Raw genomic sequence first — 18,950 nt, 5'->3', positions numbered from 1 at the left:
TTGCGCGCCAAAGCTTATCCTAAACGTGAACGCCCCTCCGCCGGTAGGACCGCACCGGGATTGAGAATACCGCGCGGGTCAAGCGCCGCTTTAACCGCCCGCATCATCTCCAGTTTTACCGGATCACCATAGCGTTCCAGATCGCCGGTTTTAAGCCGCCCGATGCCATGTTCGGCGCTGACCGACCCGTCCATCACATCTACCAGATCATGCACACAGGTTTTGATCGCATCCCGCAGGTCGGCATAATCAGCCTTATCGCCGCCCTTCGGCGGGAAGACGTTGAAATGCAAATTCCCGTCGCCCAAATGCCCGAAACAATTGATCCGAAACCCGCCAAGTTTGGCCAATTCTGCCTTGGCACGCGGGATAAACGCGGCGATTTCCCCCAGCGGCAAAGAAATATCGTGGCTGGAAATCGCACCGATGCGGCGGTTGGCTTCGGGAATTTTCTCGCGCAGGTTCCAAAACGCATGCCGTTGCGCCTCGCTCTGCGCAATGAGGCCATCCATGACCCATCCTGCCTCGCGCCCCGCCACGAACAGCGCCTCGAGCGCCGTCGCGGGATCAAGCCCTTCCGCCAATCCGACGTCGACCAGAACCAACCATTCGGGAATCTGGGCAAAGGGCAACCGCACATCCGGCAAGGTTTCGGTGAGAAACTCCAATCCGGCGCGGTGGATCAATTCAAATGCGCTGATGCCCTCGCCCATCTGCGCCCGCGCCCGTGCCAGCAAATCCAAGGCCGCCGCCGGGTCCCGCACGGCCATGAGCGCTGTGCCTTCCCGCGCCGGACGCGCCACCAATTTAAGCGCCGCCGCCGTGATCACCCCCAATGTACCCTCGGACCCGATCATCAAATTGCGCATGTCATATCCGGTGTTGTCCTTGCGCAAACGCGACAGCCCGTTCCAGATCCGCCCGTCCGCCAGAACCACCTCTAACCCCAAACAGAGATCGCGCGCATTGCCGTAGCGCAGCACATTCACCCCGCCGGCATTGGTCGCCAGATTGCCGCCGATCCGCGCAGATCCTTTCGCCGCGATGGTCAGCGGAAACAACCGCTCTGCTTCTTCGGCGGCCACATGGATGTCTTGCAAAATTGCGCCCGCTTCGACCACCATAACGTTTTCGTCGGCATGTACCGCGCGCAGCGTTGTCATCCGCTCCAGCGAAAGCAACACCGGCGCCGGGCCGCCTTTGGGCATCACCTGCCCGCCGACCAATCCGGTGCCACCACCATAGGGCACCACGCCAATGCGCGCGCCGTGACAGGCCGCCATGATCGCCGACACCTCGAGCACCGTCGACGGCGCCAGAACCGCAGCCGCATGTCCCATCCACCGCCCGCGCGGCTCCTCCAGATAGGCGGGCGACAGCGGCCGAAAACACGCGGCGGGCAATTGCGCACGCAGCCCGTCCAAAAAACCGTCATCAACGGAATTCAGCGGCGATTGGGTCATATGGTCGGCTCCCTGAAATTTTGGTCAGCCTAGCGCGCCCGGTCATGCCGGACCAGAGCCGTCAAACACGCCCTATCCGGCGTCGGTGCGCCCACGCCGATCCATCCGTAGCGCCGCATATAAAACATGCGTGCGCCAGCGGTTATCAATCTGCAAATAGCTTTGCGCCACGCCCTCATACTTAAAACCGGACTTTTCCAAAAGCCCACGCGACGGTGTGTTTTCCGGCAAGCACGCCGCCTCCAGACGGCTTAAATCCAATTGTGTAAAAGCGTGGTGCACCATGGCGGTCAGAGCTTCGCGCATATAACCGCGCCGCGCGTGCTGCGCGGCAACCCAATACCCCAATGTGCCCGCCTGTGCCGGACCGCGCCGGATATTATCGAGGGTGATTGCCCCCAAAAGCGTCTGATCCTCGCGGCGGAACAAAAATAACGGCACCGCCGATCCGCTCGCCACCGAGCGCTGTGCCCAATAGACCCGATTGGTGAACCCCTTGCGGGTCAGATGATCTTTGGCCCAAACCGGCTCCCATGGCGTCAGGAAGCTGCGACTGTCGATGCGCGCCTCGACCCATGGGCGGAAATCGCCATGCTGCGGTGTGCGCAAGGTGAGACGCTCGGTCTCGATGCGGATTTTACGCCGCGTAAACACCATCAGCCGCGACGCCGCATTTCGAGATCATCAAGCGTCGACGCATGCCCCAGCTGCCCGTATTGCGCCAAAGCAAGATTTGCCGATGTGGCGGCCTCGGCAGCAAAGGCTTTGACATCACCCGTGGTCACATTATCGATCCGTTCAACAATTTCCGAGAGTTCAGGCACCCGGTTCCAAATCTGAATCATCCGCGCCAGACGTTCGGCGCGGTTCGAAGGTCCCTCAAGACCCATCAGCATACCCGCCTTCATTTGCGCCCGCGCCCGCGCCACTTCGGGCGCGCTCATATCATCGGCGGCGCGTTTCATTTCGTCGATGGTGATGCCCGCCAACTCGCCCATCATCTCGGGGCTGGTTCCGGCGTAAATCGTCATCATCCCGCCATCGGAATACGCGCCGGTCTGCGCGAAAATCGTATAACACAGCCCGCGTTTTTCGCGGATCTCCTGGAACAAGCGCGACGACATGCCGCCGCCCAAAGCAGATGAATAGATCTGCGCGGTATAGATCATCTCGTCGCGGTAATCCGGCCCTTCAACCCCCAAAGCGAAATGGGTTTGTTCGAGCTGCTTTTCCTGGCGTTTCTCGCCGCCAATCCAGCGTGCAGCCTCGGGGGTCGAAACCGCCACCGGTGCCATATCGCCGAAAAGCTTTTCCGCCTCGGCAACCAAGGCCGCATGATCCACCGCGCCTGCGGCCGCCAGAATCATATTGCCGGGTCCATAATGCTGTGCCACGAAACCTTCCAGATCGCCGCGCCCGAATGCCCGCACCCGCTCCGCAGGGCCAAGGATCGTGCGCCCCATCGGGTGATCGCCGTAAGCCTCTTCTTGCAACCAATCGAAAATCACATCGTCCGGCGTATCCAATGCCTGCCCGATCTCTTGCAAAATCACGCCGCGTTCGACCTCTATTTCATCCGCATCAAAGGCCGGATTGCGCAAAATATCAGCAATCACATCCAAAGCCAGCGGCACATCGGCACGCAGCACCCGCGCGTAATAGGCCGTGGATTCGCGGCTGGTGTAGGCATTGATATAGCCGCCGACATCTTCGATGGATTCGGCAATTTGCAAAGCCGTCCGCCGCGCCGTGCCCTTGAACGCCATATGCTCGAGAAAATGCGCGATGCCGTTTTGCTCGGTGCGCTCGTCACGCCCACCTGCGGTCACCCAAATGCCGATCGACGCGCTTTCCAATCCCGGCATGGTTTCGGTGACAATGCGGAACCCGTTGGAGAGGGTATGAAATTCGACGGTCAAAGGGCAATACGCTCGCGGATCAAGGTTTCAATAGCGCCAAGGTCATTGCCGATCCGGGTGACGCGCTCGTCGCGGTCAAACAAATCGGCCATACGCGGCGGCAATGCAGGATGCACGCCCGATGCGGATTTCACCGCATCGGGGAATTTGGCGGGATGCGCCGTGGCCAGCGTAATCATCGGGGTATGGCCGATGCGCTGAGCATTGGCGACTTGGACGCCGACCGCGCTATGCGGGCACAACAATTCGCCGGTGCGGGCAAAGGTGTTGCGGATCGTCGCCAAAGTGTCCTCTTCCGAGACACGGCCCGAATTAAAGGTTTCCGACAACGCCTCGCGGGCACCTTGGCTGACCTTGAAACCGCCCTCTTTCAATTCATCCATCAAGGCCGAGATCGCCGCACCATCGCCGCCATAGGCGTAGAAAAGCGCGCGCTCGAAATTGGACGAGACTTGGATATCCATCGAGGGGCTGATCGAGGGGATCACACCATCGGGACGATAGTCGCCAGTCGCAAGGCAGCGGTGCAAGATATCGTTTTGGTTGGTCGCCACGACGAGTTGCTCAATCGGAAGCCCCATGCGTTTGGCGATGTAGCCTGCGAAAATATCACCGAAATTGCCGGTCGGCACGGTGAAGCTGACCTTGCGATGCGGCGCGCCAAGGCTCACGGCAGAGGAGAAATAATAGACCACCTGCGCCAGAACCCGCGCCCAGTTGATCGAATTGACCCCTGCCAAACGCACCCCGTCGCGGAAATCGAAATCATTGAACATGTCTTTGACGCGGGCTTGGCAATCATCGAAATGCCCGTCCATCGCCAAAGTATGCACATTGCTTTCGCTGGGTGTGGTCATTTGGCGGCGCTGCACTTCGGAGACGCGGCCATGCGGATAAAGAATGAACACATCCACCGCCTCCAATCCGCGAAACGCTTCGATCGCGGCCGATCCGGTGTCGCCGGAGGTCGCACCGACGATGGTGACCCGGTTGCCAGACCGTTTGAGGGACGCCTCGAACAATTGGCCGATCAACTGCATGGCAAAATCTTTGAACGCCAAGGTCGGACCGTGGAACAATTCGAGCAAAAAGTGATTTTCAGCCAATTGCACCAAAGGCGCGCGGGCGTCATGGCCAAAACCGGCATAGGCCTTGGCGATGATCTCGGCAAATTCGTCATCGGTAAAGGTCTCGCCGATGAACGGCCGCATGATACGAAAGGCGATTTCCTCGTAGGGCAAACCGGACAGGGCCGCGATATCGCCATGGCTCAACGTCGGGATGCTTTCGGGCAGGTAAAGGCCACCGTCACGGGCCAGGCCTGACAACATCGCTTCTTCAAAACTCAGGATCGGCGCAGCGCCGCGGGTTGAGATATATTTCACGTCAATTGCCTTTCAGCGGATTGCGAATGCGCCAGATGAAGTAACCCGTCATCCCCAACCAGATAAAGGCCAAAGAGAACCAAGTCAGCGCATATTGCAGATGATTGTTAGGAATGCCCACGGTATCAACGGGCAAAGGCGTAACATCGGCCCCGTCCGGCCCCGTGCGCCGCACCAAAAGCACCGGATCGGTATCAAGCGCCGCCGCCATGGCGGGCACATCGCGGGCAAACCAGATATCCGCCTTGGGGTCCGGCGCGGGCGTATATTTGTCGGTCTCAGACGGCCAATGCAGATTGCCTGTCAGCGTCACTTCGCCTGCAGGCGGGGCCGGAATAGCGTCGCGCTCCAGCACAAATCCGCGGTCGATGAGGATGCGCCGCCCGCCAATGTCAAAGGGGGAAATGACCCGGTAGCCGGCCCCGTATAGTTGGCGGCTTGACAGGACACGAATGCGCTCTGCGCCATAGGTGCCGGTCGCGGTGACCGGCAGATAGCGATCCGCTTCGGGTTCAAGTGCGGCAGGGATTTCCACCGGGGCGGCAGAAATGCGCGCCTCGATATCGGCAAGAACCGCTTCTTTCCAGGTCAGCCGCTGCACTTGCCATGTGCCGAGCGAGATCAAGATCGCCGCACCGGCAAGGCCAAAAATTAAAGGGATGATGATCCGGCGCAAAGGCCCTCTCCGCGATAAAGAAAACGCGGGCGCACATGAATGCCGCCCGCGCTCTGATAATGCGTTTTTGCCCCCGCCTTCAACCCGTTTCGGGTATCCGGCAAGACATGGCCCGGTCAGCCGCCCCAGATATAAACCGCAGCGAAGAGGAAGAGCCAGACAACGTCAACAAAGTGCCAGTACCAAGCCGCCGCTTCGAACCCGACGTGACGCTCCTGCGTGAAATGGCCGCGCCGCACCCGCAAGTAGCAGATGAACAGGAAGATCGTGCCGATGATTACATGGGCGCCGTGGAAGCCCGTCGCCATAAAGAAGTTGGCGCCATAGATGTTGCCCGAAAACCCGAAGGCCGCATGGCTATATTCATAGGCTTGGAACACAGTAAAGATCAGGCCGAGCACGACCGAAAGGATCAAGCCATTGGCCATGTCTTTGCGGTTGTTTTCATGCACAAGCGCATGGTGCGCCCATGTTGCCGCCGCGCCCGAGCACAGCAAGATCAACGTGTTGATCAGGGGCAAATGCCACGGATCAAAGGTTTCAATGCCCGCAGGTGGCCAAACGCCATCCTTGATCGGGCTCATCGGGCCCATCGGATACATCGCGTGTTTGAAGAAACTCCAGAACCACGCCACGAAGAACATCACCTCGGACATGATAAACAAGATGAAACCATAGCGCAGGCCGATGCGCACAACCGGTGTGTGATCGCCGACCTGGCTTTCCGCGATAACTTCGGACCACCATCCGAACATCACATAGAGCACGCCAACACAGCCTGCAAAGAACATCCACGGACCGTGATCGGCGAAATACATCACCGCACCGTAGAACATGACAAACCCTGCAACGGCACCCAGAAGCGGCCATAGCGATGGGGGTAGAATGTGGTAGTCGTGATTTTTCTCGTGCGCCATTAGATATTCCCTCGTTGGAAGGCCTTAGTTTAGGTTTGTTTTCACGTCCTGCGCCAGAGCGGCTTGCGCTTCGGGCAGGTCGATTTCATGAAACGTATAGGACAGCGTGATCGTATGAACAAACTTTCCTTCACGATCCGTGACGATTTCGGGGTCGACATAAAAGGTCACGGGCATCTGCACCCGCTCGCCGGGTTGTAAAACCTGCTCGGTAAAGCAGAAACAATCGATCTTGGTGAAGAACCCGCCGGCCGAAAAAGGTGCGACATTGTAATTCGCTTGGCCCGCAACAGGGCGGTCTGTCGGATTGTAGGCCTCGTAAAAGGCCAATCCGGTTTCGCCGATGCGCAATTCCATCTCGCGTTGCACCGGGGTGAATTCCCACGGCATGCCGCGTTCTTTAGAGGCATCAAAGCGGACCTTGATCGTCTGATCCAGAACCATATCCGATCCGGCATTCGCCGTCTGTGTCACACCGCCAAATCCGGTGACCGCACAAAACCAGCTATAGAAGGGCACCGAAGCCCAGCTCAGCGCGCCCATGACGAGCACAACACCCACCAATCGTGTCACGGTTTTTTGAGGTCCAGTCATCGCCATTACTCACTCGCTTTCGGGGGATTGATGCGTAGGGCTTGTTCGGCCCGCTGCGCATCGCCCTCATCCACCACCTTTGCAATGGTCAGGACGAAAACCAAGGCCACGAACCCGATCAACACCGCGCCAAGGCCGATGTTGCGGCTCTTACGGCGCTTGTGCAGCGCGTGTTCGACTTTCTCGAAACTCATGCCCAGCCCCCAAGACCAAATTGGCCAAGGCCCGCTTCGGCCAGAATCGCGAGGAAGTGCGCAAAGAGATAGACCAAAGACAGCGCGAAAAAGCGTTTCTCGGTGCGGTAACCATCTGCTTCGGCCTGCGTCTCGTCGCGGCGCCAGATCGTGATGGCACCTTTGATGAACAGCGCATTCAAAACCACAGCCGCCGCCAGATAAACCGGCCCGCCGATCGAGGTGAAGGCCGTGCCAATCGCAATCGGGGCCAACAGCAGCGTGTAAACGAGAATGTGCTTGCGTGTGGATGTGCGGCCATGGGTGACCGTCAACATCGGCACGCCCGCGTCGCGGTAATCGGATTTCATGAACAACGCCAGCGCCCAGAAATGCGGCGGCGTCCACATAAAGACGATGGTGAACATCAGCACCGATTCGATTGAAATACCGCCCGTGGCCACGGCCCAGCCGATCATCGGAGGAAATGCCCCCGCCGCACCGCCGATGACGATGTTCTGCGGGGTCCACCGTTTGAGCCACATGGTGTAGATCACCACATAGAAAAAGATCGTGAAGGCCAAAAGCCCCGCCGCGACGATATTCGACGCCAGAAACAGCATCACAACCGCGAAAACCGACAGGGTCGCGCCAAGCCCCAAAGCATCGCCTTCGCTCAGCCGGCCCGCAGGGATCGGGCGGCTTTGGGTGCGCTTCATGATCCGGTCGATATCCGCGTCCCACCACATATTCAGCGCCCCGGACGCTCCGCCGCCCACTGCGATAAACAGGATCGACGCGAATGCAACAATCGGGTTCACCGGCACCGGCGCGGCCAAAAGGCCCACCAAGGCCGTGAACACCACCAAAGACATCACCCGCGGCTTAAGCAGGGCAAAGAAATCGCCAAATCCGGCATCGCCGTCTTGGGTCGTGGTATTGAGGCTCGCGTCGCTCATGCTGGCTCCGTTTTCAACTCGGGTCTCGGGGCGGCCATGTGGCGCCGGCCTCTGCCCCCGTGCTTTGGGTGTTGACCTGTGCGCGGATCATGTTCCGGCATAGGAGCGCCTCGACAACGAGGCGGGTGGCTATATCGCATCAACAAGGCGCGACCGCCTTGCCCGAAATCTGGTGCGGGGCACCCTTTGGTGCCGCGACTTGGTGGCGACGTGACCTTCTGCGCGGCAGCGCGCACATCCGGCATCGGCGGCACCCGCTCCTCGCCCCGAACCGGGCGCAGGATCATCGACCTGCCGCGCCCCGCCGCCTATCCGGCGTGGCGCGACCAAAGCGCCACCTCAGTGAGCAAGCGCCACTTTATAAGGGGTGTCGCCCACTGCGGCATACTCGTCTTTGGCCTCTGCCAACCATTTGTCATAGGCTTCTTGGCTGACAACTTTGACAGTGATCGGCATATAGGCGTGATCCTTGCCGCACAGTTCGGAACACTGACCGAAGTAGACACCCTCACGCTCGGCTTCGAACCAAAGTTGCGCCAAACGTCCCGGCACGGCATCTTGCTTCACACCAAAGGCAGGCATTGCCCAGGAGTGGATCACATCGGCGCCCGTCACCTGCATCACCACGGTCTTGCCGAGCGGAACAACCACTGCGGTATCGGTGGCCAAGAGATACTCATCCTCGGCATAGCCATTTTCGGCCAATTCGTCTTTGCCAAGCAGGAAGCTTTCGAATTCAAAGCCTTCGTCAACATACTCATAGCCCCAATACCATTGGTATCCGGTGACTTTGATGGTGATGTCGGCCTCGGGAATTTCTTGTTGTTTGAACAACACCGGCAAGGAAAACGCGCAGATCACAACCAGCACAAGGATCGGAACCAAAGTCCACGCCACCTCGATCGGAGTGTTATGGGTGAAAGAGGACGGCGTCGGGTTCGAACGGCGGTTGTAGCGCAGCATAACCACGACAAGCAAAACGCACACGAAGACCACGATAACGCCGATGATCCACAAAAGCATTCCATCCAGCCATTGCAAGTCGCGCGCAAGTTCGGTTGCGGCGGGCTGGAAACCCACACCGCCAAGATGCGGTTTACCCACCGTCTCCAATGCCTCCTGCGCAGAAGCGGGAAGTGCAGTGGTCGCGGCCAAAGTGGCGGCCGTTGGGGCCAGAAGGCTAAGAAATTTACGCATGGGTCACCCTGATCGGTTGCGGCAGTTCAATTCTATGAGGCGAAATTACCCAATTTTCGGGAATCTCGGTTGTTTTGTCGCCGCTAGAAATCATATTCTGTCACATGTGACAAGAATACGGACAGCGGCAAACGGTCGCTTTTTTGATTTAGATCAAAAACGCCCCCCTGAAAAGAACGGAATAGACGCATGACAGATACTCCTTTTCGCCCGCTCGACGATATGGTCGACCGCGCGGCCGCCCTTGGCCTGCTGCGCAATGCCGTGGCGGGGGCGGATGATGGCGAGCTGTTCTTCGAGCGCCGCCGCTCGGAAGCCTTGGTATTTGATGACGGGCGGGTGAAAACCGCGTCCTACGATGCGTCAACAGGATTCGGCCTGCGGGCGGTGCGCGGCGAAGTGGTCGGATACGCCCATTCCACCGAGATCAGCGAAGCCGCAATCAAACGCGCGGTGGATACCACCCGCCTTGCCGTGGGCGCAGGCGGCGGCACCTTGGCCGATGCGCCGCAACACACCAATGCGCGGCTTTATACCGACGAAGATCCGATCATGGGCGCGCCCTTTCCGGTCAAAATCGACACATTGCGCGAGATTGACGCCTTTGTCCGCGATCTCGATCCGCGCGTGGTGCAGGTCTCTGCCACCATCGCCGCCTCGCATCAGGAAATCGAAATCCTGCGCCCCGAGGGCCATTCGGTCCGCGACGTGCGCCCGATGACCCGCGTCAATGTCTCGGTTATCGTCGAGGAAAACGGCCGCCGCGAAAGCGGCACGGCGGGCGGCGGCGGGCGAATCGGCCTGAACGGCCTCATTGATCCCGCCGATTGGCAGGCCAAAGCCCGCGAGGCGCTGCGCGTTGCCACCGTCAATTTGCAAGCCGTCCCTGCCCCCGCGGGTGTGATGGATGTGGTGCTTGGGCCCGGATGGCCCGGTATTTTGCTGCACGAAGCCATCGGCCACGGGCTTGAGGGCGATTTCAACCGCAAAGGCTCCTCGGCCTTTGCCGGTCTCATGGGGCAACAGGTCGCGGCCAAAGGGGTGACGGTTCTGGATGATGGCACCATCCCTGACCGCCGCGGGTCTATTTCGGTGGACGACGAAGGCACGCCTTCGGGCAAAAACACATTGATCGAGGACGGGGTTTTGGTCGGCTATATGCAGGACCGCCAGAACGCGCGCCTCATGGGGGTCGCCGCCACGGGCAATGGTCGCCGTGAAAGCTATGCCCATGCGCCAATGCCGCGCATGACCAATACCTATATGCTTGGCGGGGATGCCACCCGCGACGAGGTCGTGAGCGAATTGAAGGACGGCATTTATGCCGTGGGTTTTGGCGGCGGACAGGTCGATATCACCAACGGCAAATTCGTGTTTTCGTGCACCGAAGCCTACCGCGTCGAGAACGGCAAGGTCGGCGCGCCGGTCAAAGGCGCGACCTTGATCGGCGACGGCGCCACCGCGCTCAAACAAATCCGCGCGCTTGGCAATGATATGGAACTGGATCCCGGCATGGGCAATTGCGGCAAACAAGGGCAATGGGTGCCCGTGGGCGTCGGCCAACCTACCGTATTGATCGGCGGGCTGACCGTGGGCGGCGCGGCAACATAAACCGCAACCTGTTTCATAACGGGCGGCTCTTGCTCCTTTTCGCGCCCTCGGGCATGAACGGGACATGAGCCGCCTGATCCTTTTCAACAAACCCTTCAACGTGCTGTCGCAATTCACCGACCGCAGCCTTGAGGCCTCAAGCCGTCAAACCCTGTCCGATTACATCGACGTGCCGCAGGTCTATCCTGCGGGGCGTTTGGATCGCGACAGCGAAGGATTGTTGTTGTTGACCGATGATGGCAAATTGCAGGCCCGCCTTGCCGATCCGAAATACAAAGCCCCCAAAACCTACCTTGCGCAAGTCGAAGGGGCCCCGGATGCGGCGGCGCTCGCCCTGCTGCGCCAAGGTGTGATGCTCAAAGATGGCCCGACACGCCCCGCCAAGGCGCGCCTGACGCAACCGCCCGATTGGCTGTGGCCGCGCACCCCACCGGTGCGCTATCGCAAAAGCGTGCCGGATCATTGGATCGAACTCACCCTAACCGAAGGGCGCAACCGCCAAGTGCGCCGGATGACCGCCGCCGTCGGATTGCCGACGCTGCGGTTGATCCGCCTGTCGATCGGCGAATATTCCATTGCCGGATTAGGCAACGGAACATGGCGCGACGCGTGATCTGATTCGGAAAACACATAAATTTCCGCGACGGAAGCCGACAGGTGCGAAAATTAAAGGACAAACTTTCAATACCTTAAGTCGAAGATAGTTTTAATTCACCATTCCCGAGCACGGATTCACCTATCATTAACCAAGCAAACGCTAACCTGTTATTGCAAGCAGGCGGAGTTACGATGGCCGAGTGTTCACATCCTTCCACTCACCCCCCACTCCCACCCACCACGGAAGATGATCGGATTTCGTGGCTCCGCCTATTGCGATCCCATCGCATCGGTATCCAGACGTTTTTCCGGCTTTTGACAAAGCACGAGAACGCCGCCACGGCACTCGAAGCCTTACCCGATATGGCGCGCGCTTCGGGGCTCGGCCGTTATCAGCCCTGCAGTGAAGCCATGGCAGTCAAGGAAATGATCCTTGCCCGCGCTGCGGGGGCCACCATGCTCTGCTATGGCGACGACATGTATCCTGCCGATCTTTATTCCCTCACCGATCCGCCGCCGCTCTTATGGGCGGTGGGCAATCTGGCGGCGCTCGAACGCCCGCGGCTGGCGATTGCCGGCGCACGCAATGCATCGTCGCTCGGCCTGCGCATGGCCGGTGCTCTGGCCAAACAACTGGATGATGAGGGATATTGCATCACGTCCGGCCTCGCGCGCGGGATCGACACCGCCGCACATAAGGCCACGGTCGAAAATGGTTCGATTGCGGTGCTCGCCGGCGGGGTGGATGTAATCTATCCGGCGGAAAACGCCGCGCTGGCCGCGCAAATGCTGGAGACCGGGCTGCGGCTCTCAGAACAACCCATGGGCATGGCGCCGCGCGCCCGACATTTTCCCAAACGTAACCGGATTATTTCCGGCCTCGCGCGTGCACTGGTCGTGATCGAGGCAGGGGCGAAATCCGGATCGTTGATCACCGCCCGCGCGGCATTGGACCAAGGCCGCGAAGTCCTTGCCGTGCCGGGGCATCCTTTTGATGCGCGCGCGGCGGGGTGCAATATGCTGATCCGTGACGGGGCGGTTTTGGTCCGCACCGCCCGTGACGTGATCGATGCCCTGCCCCCAGCCGCCGCGCTCGACGATCAAAACCATCGACCGCCGCCACGTCGCCCGCTCTATGATTTGCACGCGATTTCCCCCGCCCCCACATCTGCCGCCCCCAACAGGCAGGATGATTCTTCTGATGTGCCGCATCTGCCATCGCCCGCGCCTGCGCCGGCGCAAACACCCCCGCCGCAGGCCCAGCCCGGCGGCACCATTTCTCCTGCCGAGATCACGACCATCATGGAGATGGCACAGCCCCAAACCCGCAGGCTAAGTGAAACTGCGGCGCTGCACAGCCAGATTTTAGGCCGCCTCGGCCCCGCGCCTTTGGCCGAGGATCAGTTGATCCGCGATCTGGGCGCACCTGCATCCGATGTGACACCCGTGCTTGTCGAATTGGAGTTGGACGGCCGGATCGAACGCCAAAGTGGCGGGCTGCTCGCCGTACGATAGGGCAAGGCGCATCCAGGGCGGCGCCCACAACCACACGGTCTCGTTCCTTGCGGCCCGCGATTTCCTTGCGGCCTGCAATTACATGGGTTCCGATTCCTTTGGTCTTAATCAACCCGACCGGCGCGCCTTTTGCCTCGCTAAAAACGAACCTCTTAACACCGTAATCACCGCGCCCCTTACCGGCAAAGACGCCGCCTGCGGCAAATTCCCCGCAGTCTTCCCTTCCCAAATCCACTCCTTATATATACGCACGGTCTCGAATGCTCCCGCTGATGGGGCCTATTTCTTGCTAAACTCCATGGCCGCTGACGAGAGCGCGTTGACAAGCCTCCCCGAAGCCTCGCATGGTCCGCCGCCATAATTATGTGCCGAGTCGAAAGGATTTCCATGCCCGTTGTCGTTGTTGAATCTCCCGCTAAGGCCAAGACAATCAACAAGTATCTAGGACCGGATTATACCGTCCTTGCCTCTTATGGCCATGTGCGCGATCTGCCTGCCAAGGACGGATCGGTCGATACCGAGCATGATTTCGAAATGAAATGGGAGATCGGAACCGACAGCCGCAAACATGTCAAAGCCATCGCGGATGCCTTGGCCGACGACAATAACCTCATTCTCGCGACTGACCCCGACCGCGAAGGCGAAGCGATCTCGTGGCACCTTGAAGAAGCCCTGCGCAAACGCAAGGTGATCAAAAAAGACACACCGGTCAGCCGCGTCGTGTTTAACGCCATCACCAAATCCGCCGTCACCGAGGCGATGCAAAACCCGCGGCAGGTGGATGCGCCCTTGGTACATGCCTATCTGGCGCGCCGCGCGCTTGACTATCTCGTCGGCTTTAACCTCTCGCCGGTGCTGTGGCGCAAATTGCCCGGCGCGCGCTCCGCCGGACGGGTGCAATCGGTGTGCCTGCGGTTAATCGTTGAACGCGAGATGGAGATCGAAGCCTTCAATCCGCAAGAATACTGGTCCGTCAAGGCCATGATCGAAACCCCGCGCGGGCAAAATTTTGAGGCCCGCCTGACGGTTCTGGGCGGCAAGAAGTTGGAGAAATTCGACATTGCCACCGCGACGGCGGCCGAATTGGCCGTGGGAGCCGTGGCCGCGCGGGCCATGCATATCAAATCGGTGGAGGCCAAACCGGCCACGCGCAATCCGTCCGCCCCCTTCATGACATCGACCCTGCAACAAGAAGCCAGCCGTAAATTCGGCATGGGCGCACGTCAGGCGATGAACGCCGCGCAACGCCTCTATGAAGCCGGTCATATCACATATATGCGGACCGACGGCATCGACATGGCGCCCGAAGCCGTCATGGCCACGCGCGATGCGATCACCGACCGCTATGGCGCCGAATATGTGCCGAAATCCCCGCGCATGTATAAGAACAAAGCCAAAAACGCCCAAGAAGCGCACGAATGTATCCGCCCGACGGATATGACCAAAGACGCGGCGACGCTGAAAATCTCCGAAGCCGATCAACGCAAATTATACGATTTGATCTGGAAGCGCACGATTGCCTGCCAAATGGAGGCTGCGCGTCTCGAACGCACCACGGTCGATATCGCCAGCCAAGACGGCGAAGTCGAATTGCGCGCCACCGGTCAGGTGGTGATGTTCGACGGCTTCCTGCGTGTCTACGAAGAAGGCCGCGACGAACCCGAAGGCGAAGATGACAACCGTCTGCCGCAGGTGATGGAGGGCGAGACCGCCAAGCTTTCCGGATCGCTTGCTCAGGCCTTTACCAAGGCCAAAGACGACGATGCCGCAATTGAGGCCGCGGGAGGTGTGAAAAAGCATGCCCATGCGGTTTTGGCCGACGGCGATGCGGTTTTGGGCCTACAACACCACACGCAACCGCCGCCCCGCTACACCGAAGCGACATTGGTCAAGCGCATGGAAGAATTGGGCATTGGCCGCCCGTCCACCTATGCCTCGGTGATCACCACGATTCAGGACCGCGAATATGTCCGCAAGGACAAAAACCGCCTGTTCCCCGAGGACAAAGGCCGGATCGTGACGATTTTCTTGCTGAATTTCTTCAAACGCTATGTGGAATATGATTTCACCGCCGACCTCGAAGAGCAGCTCGATGACGTGTCCGCCGGCGACCGCGATTACAAAAACGTTCTGGAAAACTTCTGGAAGGATTTTTCCGCTGCGATCTCGGAAACCTCCGAATTGCGCATCACCGAAGTGTTGGACGTGCTCGATGCCGCGCTTGCGCCGCAACTTTACCCGCCACGTGAAGACGGCAGCGACCCGCGGATTTGCCCGCAATGCGGCGAAGGCAAACTGCACCTGAAGACCTCACGCACCGGCGGGTTTGTCGGATGCGGAAATTACCCCGAATGCCGTTATACCCGCCCGATCAACGGCGATGCAGACGACAGCGGCGATCGGGTTCTGGGCGAGGACAACGGCGACGAGATCTCTTTGCGCAAGGGCCGGTTTGGCCCCTATGTGCAACGCGGCGAAGCCACCGAAGAGAACAATAAAAAACCGCCGCGCGCCTCGCTGCCCAAAGGATGGACGCCGGATTCGATTGATCTGGAAAAGGCGCTGACGCTTTTGAGCCTGCCGCGCGAGGTGGGCCCCCACCCCGATGATGGCGTGATGATTGAGGCGGGCATTGGCCGCTATGGCCCGTTTGTGAAACACGACCGGCTTTATGCCAACCTCAAGGAAGTCGATGAGGTCTTCACCATCGGTATGAACCGCGCGGTGGAAGTTTTGGCACAAAAACTGGCCACGCGCGGCGCGGGCCGTGCTGCGGCGAAACCGCTCAAGGAATTGGGCGAGCACCCGCAAGAGGGCGGTCCGGTCAATGTCATGGAAGGCCGCTATGGGCCCTACGTGAAATGGGCCAAAATCAATGCGACCATCCCCAAGGGCACCGAACCCGAAGACGTAACCATGGACATGGCCGTGGAATGGATCGCGGAAAAGGCCGCCAAGGGCGGCAAGAAAAAAGCCCCCGCAAAGAAAAAGGCTCCGGCCAAGAAGGCCGCAGCAAAGAAACCGGCCGCCAAGAAGACTGCGGCGAAGAAACCCGCCGCAAAAAAGGCCCCGGCCAAGAAGGCCGATGACGCCTAACCAAATTGGCGCACCCACCATGCGCACGCCGCCCTTCCCGACCCGTCGGGGAGGGCGTTTTTCGTAGGGCGGTCTGTATCCTGCGGCAAAAATGCGTAATGTCTTACGTAGTAACCCTATGCCCCCCGCATATCATTGACAGCTGCCGCACTCCGGCCCAAAACCACAACCAAGACGTCACTTAGGGAGACAGACATGAAGAAAATCTATGGCTCTGCCGCCGAAGCGCTCGATGGGCTGCTGTTCGACGGTATGCTCATCGCTGCGGGTGGATTTGGCCTGTGCGGCTTGCCGGAACTCTTGCTGCAAGCCATCAAGGAAGCCGGCACCAAGGATCTGACATTTGCGTCCAACAACGCGGGCGTCGATGATTTCGGCATCGGCATTTTGTTGCAGACCAAGCAGGTGAAGAAAATGATTTCGTCCTATGTGGGCGAGAACGCCGAATTCATGCGCCAATATCTGTCGGGCGAATTGGAATTGGAATTCAATCCCCAAGGCACATTGGCCGAACGCCTGCGCGCCGGTGGCTGCGGCATTCCGGGGTTTTACACCAAAACCGGTGTCGGCACGCAAATCGCCGACGGCAAGGAAGTCAAAGAGTTTGGCGGCGAGGAATACATCCTCGAAACCGGCATTTTTGCCGACCTGGCAATCGTCAAAGCATGGAAAGCCGATGAAACCGGCAATCTTGTGTTCCGCAAAACCGCGCGCAACTTCAACCCGCCCGCCGCGATGAGCGGTAAGGTCTGTGTCGTTGAGGTCGAAGAGATCGTTCCAACCGGATCTTTGGACCCCGATCACATCCACCTGCCCGGTGTTTATGTGCACCGCATCATTCAGGGCGATCATGAAAAGCGGATCGAAAACCGCACCACCCGCAAGAAGGAGGCTGTATAATGGCTTGGGATCGCAACCAAATGGCCGCACGTGCGGCGCAAGAGCTTCAAGACGGATGGTATGTGAACCTCGGCATCGGGATTCCGACGTTGGTGTCGAATTACATCCCCGAAGGCATCGAAGTGACGCTGCAATCGGAGAACGGCATGCTCGGCATGGGCCCCTTCCCCTTTGAGGGTGAAGAAGATCCCGATTTGATCAATGCGGGCAAACAAACCATCACCGAATTGCCGCAGACCTCCTATTTCGACAGCGCCACCTCCTTTGGCATGATCCGCGGCGGCAAAATCGCCATGGCGATCCTTGGCGCAATGGAAGTGGCCGAAAACGGCGATCTGGCCAATTGGATGATCCCCGGCAAGCTGGTCAAAGGGATGGGCGGCGCGATGGATCTGGTCGCGGGTGTGGGCCGTGTGGTCGTGGTCATGGATCACGCCAACAAACATGGCGAGAGCAAAGTTCTCAAAGAATGCACCCTGCCATTGACCGGTAAAAGCGTCGTTGACCGGATCATCACCGGCATGGGCGTTCTGGATGTGGTCGAGGGCGGTTTGAAGATCGTCGAATTGGCCGATGGCGTCAGCGAAGAAGAGCTGCGCGCCGCGACCGAGGCGACGATCGTCGGGTAATATCCACGCCTAGCCGCACACCACAAAGGCGCTCCGTTTCGGGGCGCCTTTTGCGTGGCAGCGAACCGTTCGCCGCGCCCACCCGAGGCGTGGGCGGGAGAAGGCCTGAACCGCCTATCCTTTGATCTTCACGAATACGCAGCCGTCCGACACCAATTCCGGCGGGGTCAAACACAGCCCGCGCGCAACCTTGAAGGCCGCCAAAACCTTTGGCACATAATCGCGGGTCTCGGCAAAGGGCGGCACACCGCCGTGATTACCGATGGAATTCTCACCGGCATTATATCCCGCCAGAACCAAAATCGGATCACCGTCAAATTTCTTCATCAGGAAATCGAGGAATGCCACGCCGCCTTTGATGTTCTGGTCTGCGGCCAAGGCATCCTCGACCCCAAATCGCGTGGCGGTGTCCGGCATCAACTGCATCAACCCCTGCGCGCCTGCGCCGCTGACCGCATCCGCCCGCCCCGCCGATTCCACCGCGATCACTGCCAATGCCAGCGCAGGAGAGACCTCGGTACCGATGGTCGCGCGCAAAATCGCCACCCCCTGCGCCTGTGCAATCTGCCCCAGTGCCGCCAAACGCGGGTTTGGGGCGCTTTCGCCGCTGGGGGGATTGCCGAGTTTGTCCAAAGCCAAGCGCAACCGCCCCGGCCCGGTTTGCGCCAAGTCCGGCGAGATGCTTTCCCAAAACCATCCGTAGCGCCCGCCCGGCGAAGGCTTGGGCGCGGCCGCAGCCCCCTCATCGCCCACCTCGCCCGCTTTATCCTGCTCCGAAGGTTTGGGGCTGCGTGACAGGATCGCGGCCTGTTCCAACGGATCAATTTGCACGGTGATACGTTTTTGAGTGCTTCCGGGTTTGGGCGGCGTCACGCGTTTGAAATCCGCCAGGGCGGCCGAGGCACCCATAACAGCCACCGCGCAAACTGCGCCGATATATATGTTCCAGCCCCGCATGATCCGCGAACCGCCCTACTGCCCCGTGTTTTACAGGTGTTTCGCAACCTCTATCGCATGAAACACCCCGGTGGGGCCATAAACCCACCGAATTTGAAGGCAAATGCGCCATAATTGCCGCGAAAGTCACGATAGAGACACTTTATTAAGAAACCTATCTATTTATTTAACGCGCGAAAACAGAGACTTGAGCGAATTCATCACCAAAAAGTTAAGGCGCTCGAAAAAGGCACTATTCGTGCCAAATTCATGCCCCAATCACGGGGCTATATATGTGCATACCACGGCGGCAACGAGCCAATGAGAGAGAACGGCTCACCAAGTTGACGACGCGGTCGAATGTAACAAATGACTGATCCTTT

General features: G+C 59.4%; 17 protein-coding genes. 6 read left to right on the top strand and 11 right to left on the bottom strand.

Features of this window, described 5'->3' with window-relative positions; translation table 11 throughout:
- Window positions 1-14: 14 nt before the first annotated feature.
- The 10 genes from DI396_RS08365 to coxB form a co-directional block, all read right to left on the bottom strand.
- Window positions 15-1,463 carry an FAD-binding oxidoreductase gene (locus DI396_RS08365; RefSeq protein ID WP_110795721.1) on the bottom strand — a complete coding sequence of 483 codons (1,449 nt, stop codon included), beginning with the start codon at window positions 1,461-1,463 and terminating at the stop codon, window positions 15-17.
- Window positions 1,464-1,535: 72 nt separating this feature from the next.
- Entirely contained in the window at window positions 1,536-2,120 is a 585-nt protein-coding gene (locus DI396_RS08360; protein WP_110795720.1) for a GNAT family N-acetyltransferase, read from the bottom strand.
- Complete coding sequence (locus DI396_RS08355; RefSeq protein WP_110795719.1) at window positions 2,120-3,382, bottom strand: M16 family metallopeptidase; 1,263 nt, start codon at window positions 3,380-3,382, stop codon at window positions 2,120-2,122. Before DI396_RS08355 ends, DI396_RS08360 begins: the two co-directional genes overlap by 1 nt.
- Window positions 3,379-4,767, bottom strand: a complete 1,389-nt coding sequence (gene thrC, locus DI396_RS08350; RefSeq protein ID WP_110795718.1) for a threonine synthase — start codon at window positions 4,765-4,767, stop codon at window positions 3,379-3,381. Before thrC ends, DI396_RS08355 begins: the two co-directional genes overlap by 4 nt.
- A 1-nt stretch (window position 4,768) precedes the next feature.
- A complete protein-coding gene (locus tag DI396_RS08345; RefSeq protein ID WP_110795717.1) occupies window positions 4,769-5,443 on the bottom strand; it encodes an SURF1 family protein in 675 nt (224 codons plus the stop codon).
- A gap of 116 nt (window positions 5,444-5,559) precedes the next feature.
- A complete protein-coding gene (locus DI396_RS08340) occupies window positions 5,560-6,360 on the bottom strand; it encodes a cytochrome c oxidase subunit 3 (RefSeq protein ID WP_110795716.1) in 801 nt (266 codons plus the stop codon).
- A gap of 24 nt (window positions 6,361-6,384) precedes the next feature.
- Window positions 6,385-6,960, bottom strand: a complete 576-nt coding sequence (locus DI396_RS08335) for a cytochrome c oxidase assembly protein (RefSeq protein ID WP_110795715.1) — start codon at window positions 6,958-6,960, stop codon at window positions 6,385-6,387.
- Window positions 6,960-7,148, bottom strand: a complete 189-nt coding sequence (locus tag DI396_RS08330; RefSeq protein WP_110795714.1) for a hypothetical protein — start codon at window positions 7,146-7,148, stop codon at window positions 6,960-6,962. The genes DI396_RS08335 and DI396_RS08330 overlap by 1 nt, the downstream gene beginning before the upstream one ends.
- Window positions 7,145-8,086, bottom strand: a complete 942-nt coding sequence (gene cyoE / locus DI396_RS08325; protein WP_110795713.1) for a heme o synthase — start codon at window positions 8,084-8,086, stop codon at window positions 7,145-7,147. The genes DI396_RS08330 and cyoE overlap by 4 nt, the downstream gene beginning before the upstream one ends.
- A 339-nt stretch (window positions 8,087-8,425) precedes the next feature.
- Window positions 8,426-9,283 (bottom strand): cytochrome c oxidase subunit II, encoded by an 858-nt coding sequence (coxB, locus tag DI396_RS08320; protein WP_110795712.1) that lies wholly within the window; start codon window positions 9,281-9,283, stop codon window positions 8,426-8,428.
- Window positions 9,284-9,472: 189 nt separating this feature from the next.
- On the opposite strand from coxB, the gene tldD reads away from it, so the two are divergent.
- The 6 genes from tldD to DI396_RS08285 all read left to right on the top strand — a co-directional run bounded on the left by tldD (window position 9,473) and on the right by DI396_RS08285 (window position 17,631).
- On the top strand, window positions 9,473-10,894 hold the full coding sequence (gene tldD, locus DI396_RS08315) for a metalloprotease TldD (RefSeq protein WP_110795711.1): 1,422 nt from the start codon (window positions 9,473-9,475) through the stop codon (window positions 10,892-10,894).
- Between the two features lie 64 nt (window positions 10,895-10,958).
- Window positions 10,959-11,507 carry a pseudouridine synthase gene (locus tag DI396_RS08310; RefSeq protein WP_110795710.1) on the top strand — a complete coding sequence of 183 codons (549 nt, stop codon included), beginning with the start codon at window positions 10,959-10,961 and terminating at the stop codon, window positions 11,505-11,507.
- A gap of 176 nt (window positions 11,508-11,683) precedes the next feature.
- Window positions 11,684-13,006 (top strand): DNA-processing protein DprA, encoded by a 1,323-nt coding sequence (gene dprA / locus DI396_RS08305; RefSeq protein WP_110795709.1) that lies wholly within the window; start codon window positions 11,684-11,686, stop codon window positions 13,004-13,006.
- A 387-nt stretch (window positions 13,007-13,393) separates the two neighbouring features.
- Window positions 13,394-16,102, top strand: coding sequence for a type I DNA topoisomerase (gene topA, locus DI396_RS08295; RefSeq protein ID WP_110795707.1), 2,709 nt, complete (start codon window positions 13,394-13,396; stop codon window positions 16,100-16,102).
- Between the two features lie 195 nt (window positions 16,103-16,297).
- Window positions 16,298-17,002 (top strand): CoA transferase subunit A, encoded by a 705-nt coding sequence (locus tag DI396_RS08290; RefSeq protein WP_110795706.1) that lies wholly within the window; start codon window positions 16,298-16,300, stop codon window positions 17,000-17,002.
- A complete protein-coding gene (locus DI396_RS08285) occupies window positions 17,002-17,631 on the top strand; it encodes a CoA transferase subunit B (protein WP_110795705.1) in 630 nt (209 codons plus the stop codon). Before DI396_RS08290 ends, DI396_RS08285 begins: the two co-directional genes overlap by 1 nt.
- A gap of 114 nt (window positions 17,632-17,745) precedes the next feature.
- Here DI396_RS08285 and DI396_RS08280 read toward each other — a convergent pair whose 3' ends face one another.
- The gene (locus DI396_RS08280; RefSeq protein WP_235851788.1) at window positions 17,746-18,540 is read right to left on the bottom strand and encodes a lytic transglycosylase domain-containing protein; all 795 of its coding nucleotides are present in this window, start codon (window positions 18,538-18,540) and stop codon (window positions 17,746-17,748) included.
- Window positions 18,541-18,950: the final 410 nt, after the last annotated feature.

This window comes from Litorivita pollutaquae, assembly GCF_003205515.1.
GTDB classification, from domain to species: domain Bacteria; phylum Pseudomonadota; class Alphaproteobacteria; order Rhodobacterales; family Rhodobacteraceae; genus Litorivita; species Litorivita pollutaquae.
The sequence above is the reverse complement of the archived record's forward strand: the minus strand, read 5'-3'. Positions and strand labels throughout refer to the sequence as shown.

What these genes read in the sequence shown, in the direction of transcription:
- DI396_RS08365 (WP_110795721.1), bottom strand. Translation starts at nt 1,463, where the DNA reads ATGACCCAATCGCCGCTGAATTCCGTTGATGACGGTTTTTTGGACGGG.
- DI396_RS08360 (WP_110795720.1), bottom strand. Translation starts at nt 2,120, where the DNA reads ATGGTGTTTACGCGGCGTAAAATCCGCATCGAGACCGAGCGTCTCACC.
- DI396_RS08340 (WP_110795716.1), bottom strand. Translation starts at nt 6,360, where the DNA reads ATGGCGCACGAGAAAAATCACGACTACCACATTCTACCCCCATCGCTA.
- DI396_RS08335 (WP_110795715.1), bottom strand. Translation starts at nt 6,960, where the DNA reads ATGGCGATGACTGGACCTCAAAAAACCGTGACACGATTGGTGGGTGTT.
- DI396_RS08330 (WP_110795714.1), bottom strand. Translation starts at nt 7,148, where the DNA reads ATGAGTTTCGAGAAAGTCGAACACGCGCTGCACAAGCGCCGTAAGAGC.
- cyoE (WP_110795713.1), bottom strand. Translation starts at nt 8,086, where the DNA reads ATGAGCGACGCGAGCCTCAATACCACGACCCAAGACGGCGATGCCGGA.
- coxB (WP_110795712.1), bottom strand. Translation starts at nt 9,283, where the DNA reads ATGCGTAAATTTCTTAGCCTTCTGGCCCCAACGGCCGCCACTTTGGCC.
- tldD (WP_110795711.1), top strand. Translation starts at nt 9,473, where the DNA reads ATGACAGATACTCCTTTTCGCCCGCTCGACGATATGGTCGACCGCGCG.
- DI396_RS08310 (WP_110795710.1), top strand. Translation starts at nt 10,959, where the DNA reads ATGAGCCGCCTGATCCTTTTCAACAAACCCTTCAACGTGCTGTCGCAA.
- dprA (WP_110795709.1), top strand. Translation starts at nt 11,684, where the DNA reads ATGGCCGAGTGTTCACATCCTTCCACTCACCCCCCACTCCCACCCACC.
- topA (WP_110795707.1), top strand. Translation starts at nt 13,394, where the DNA reads ATGCCCGTTGTCGTTGTTGAATCTCCCGCTAAGGCCAAGACAATCAAC.
- DI396_RS08290 (WP_110795706.1), top strand. Translation starts at nt 16,298, where the DNA reads ATGAAGAAAATCTATGGCTCTGCCGCCGAAGCGCTCGATGGGCTGCTG.
- DI396_RS08285 (WP_110795705.1), top strand. Translation starts at nt 17,002, where the DNA reads ATGGCTTGGGATCGCAACCAAATGGCCGCACGTGCGGCGCAAGAGCTT.
- DI396_RS08280 (WP_235851788.1), bottom strand. Translation starts at nt 18,540, where the DNA reads ATGGGTGCCTCGGCCGCCCTGGCGGATTTCAAACGCGTGACGCCGCCC.